Raw genomic sequence first — 1,681 nt, 5'->3', positions numbered from 1 at the left:
CGCTCACGTACGGCGCGGGCTGGCCGCTGGTGAACGTGACGTAGACGTCGTGCGTGCCGGTGACCCCGGAGATGTTCGCGGGCGTCGGCGCGGCGGGCGACGGTCGGCAGGCGGTCGAGCTGGCCCGGCGGCTGCGCCCCGACGTGTGCCTGTTCGACATCCGGATGCCGGTGGTCGACGGCATCGAGGCCACCCGGACGCTCGCCGGGCCGGGCGTCACCGATCCCCTGGCGGTCGTCGTGATCACCACGTTCGACCTCGACGAGTACGTCTACGCGGCGCTGCGCGCGGGCGCCAAGGGCTTCCTGCTCAAGGACTCGGGCCCCGCGCTACTGGCCCAGGCCGTGCACGCCGCCGCGAACGGCGAGGCGCTGATCGCGCCCGCCGTCACCGCCCGGCTGCTGCACGCGTTCGCCGGCTCGGCGCCACCCGCGACGCCGGCGCAGCCCGTCGAACCGCTCACCGACCGCGAGGAGCAGGTGCTCGCCGCCGTGGCCGCCGGGTGCACCAACAGCGAGGTGGCCGCGCGGCTCCACATCACGCTCAGCACGGTCAAGACCCACATCACCAGCCTGATGAACAAGCTCGGCGTCCGGAACCGGGTGGAGATCGCCATCTGGGCGTACGAGACCGACCGGATCCGGCGCGGTGACGCCCGCCGCTAGCCGGAAGTACGACCCCGGCACCGGACTTCCGGCCGGTCGGGCCGTGGACCTTCGCCCGATGAACCGGGACCACCGCACCGGCCACGATCTGCGGCATGACGACGACAACACCACGACCCGCCGCCCCTGCCAGGGGTGGGTGGCGCGTGCCGGCCGGGCTGGTGGCGCTCAGCCTCGTGCCGGTGCTGGCCGGATCCCTCCGCCTGGTCGCGCTCGGCGGCGGCCCGCAGCTCCTGTCGCCCGGCGAGGACTACCACCCCGCGCCCGGTCCCCTGGCGACCCACATCGTGTGCGTCACCCTGTACGCGCTCGTGGGCGCGTTCCAGTTCGCGCCCCGGTTCCGCGCCCGGCGGATCGGGTGGCACCGGGTGGCCGGACGCCTGGTGGTCCTCTGCGGACTCGTCGGGGCGATCTCGGGGCTGTGGCTGGGCGTGTTCGACCACCGACCGGAGACCGGCGCGCTGCTGATGGGCTTCCGGCTCGTGTTCGGCACGGCCTGGGCCCTGTTCCTGGTGCTCGGCCTCACCGCGGTCCTCCGCCGTGACGTCGGCCGGCACCGCGAGTGGATGATCCGCGCCTACGCGGTGGGCCTCGGCGCGGGCACCCAGGTCTTCACCTTCGCGGCCTGGCGGTTGGCCGTCGGCGAACCGGGCCGGTTGGCCGAGGACCTGCTGCTGCTCGCCGGTTGGCTGATCAACGTCGTCGTGGCCGAATGGGTCGTCCGCCGCTCGCGCCGACCCGCGAACTCCCCGGGTGCCCGGTGAGGGCCGTCGCGCAGGACCGGTACGGCTCGCCCGACGTGCTGGTGCTCAGGGAGGTCGAGCGGCCCGTGCCGGCGGACGACGAGGTGCTCGTGCGGGTGCGCGCGGCCACCGTGAACGCCCGTGACTGGCACGTCATGCGCGGCGACCCGTACCTGGCCCGCCTCACGCCCGGCGTGATGGGGTGGCGCCGGCCCCGGGTGGGCATCCGGGGCACGGACTTCGCCGGCGTGGTGGAGGCGGTGGGCCGGGCGG

Annotated in this window: 3 protein-coding genes; all 3 read left to right on the top strand. The window is 74.8% G+C overall.

The genetic code is table 11. The features are described from left to right. Positions 1 to 71 precede the first annotated feature (71 nt). Positions 72 to 665, top strand: a complete 594-nt coding sequence (locus AB0G02_RS38840) for a response regulator transcription factor (protein WP_360805100.1) — start codon at positions 72 to 74, stop codon at positions 663 to 665. A 95-nt stretch (positions 666 to 760) separates the two neighbouring features. After that, complete coding sequence (locus tag AB0G02_RS38835; protein WP_360805097.1) at positions 761 to 1,429, top strand: DUF2306 domain-containing protein; 669 nt, start codon at positions 761 to 763, stop codon at positions 1,427 to 1,429. Continuing rightward, a partial coding sequence (locus tag AB0G02_RS38830) for an alcohol dehydrogenase catalytic domain-containing protein (protein WP_360805094.1) occupies positions 1,426 to 1,681 on the top strand: 256 nt, incomplete at its 3' end. The genes AB0G02_RS38835 and AB0G02_RS38830, both read left to right, overlap by 4 nt.

This window comes from Actinosynnema sp. NPDC023658 (genome assembly GCF_040639995.1).
Classification (GTDB): Bacteria; Actinomycetota; Actinomycetes; order Mycobacteriales; family Pseudonocardiaceae; genus Actinosynnema.
This window is presented reverse-complemented; position numbering and strand designations above follow the sequence as displayed.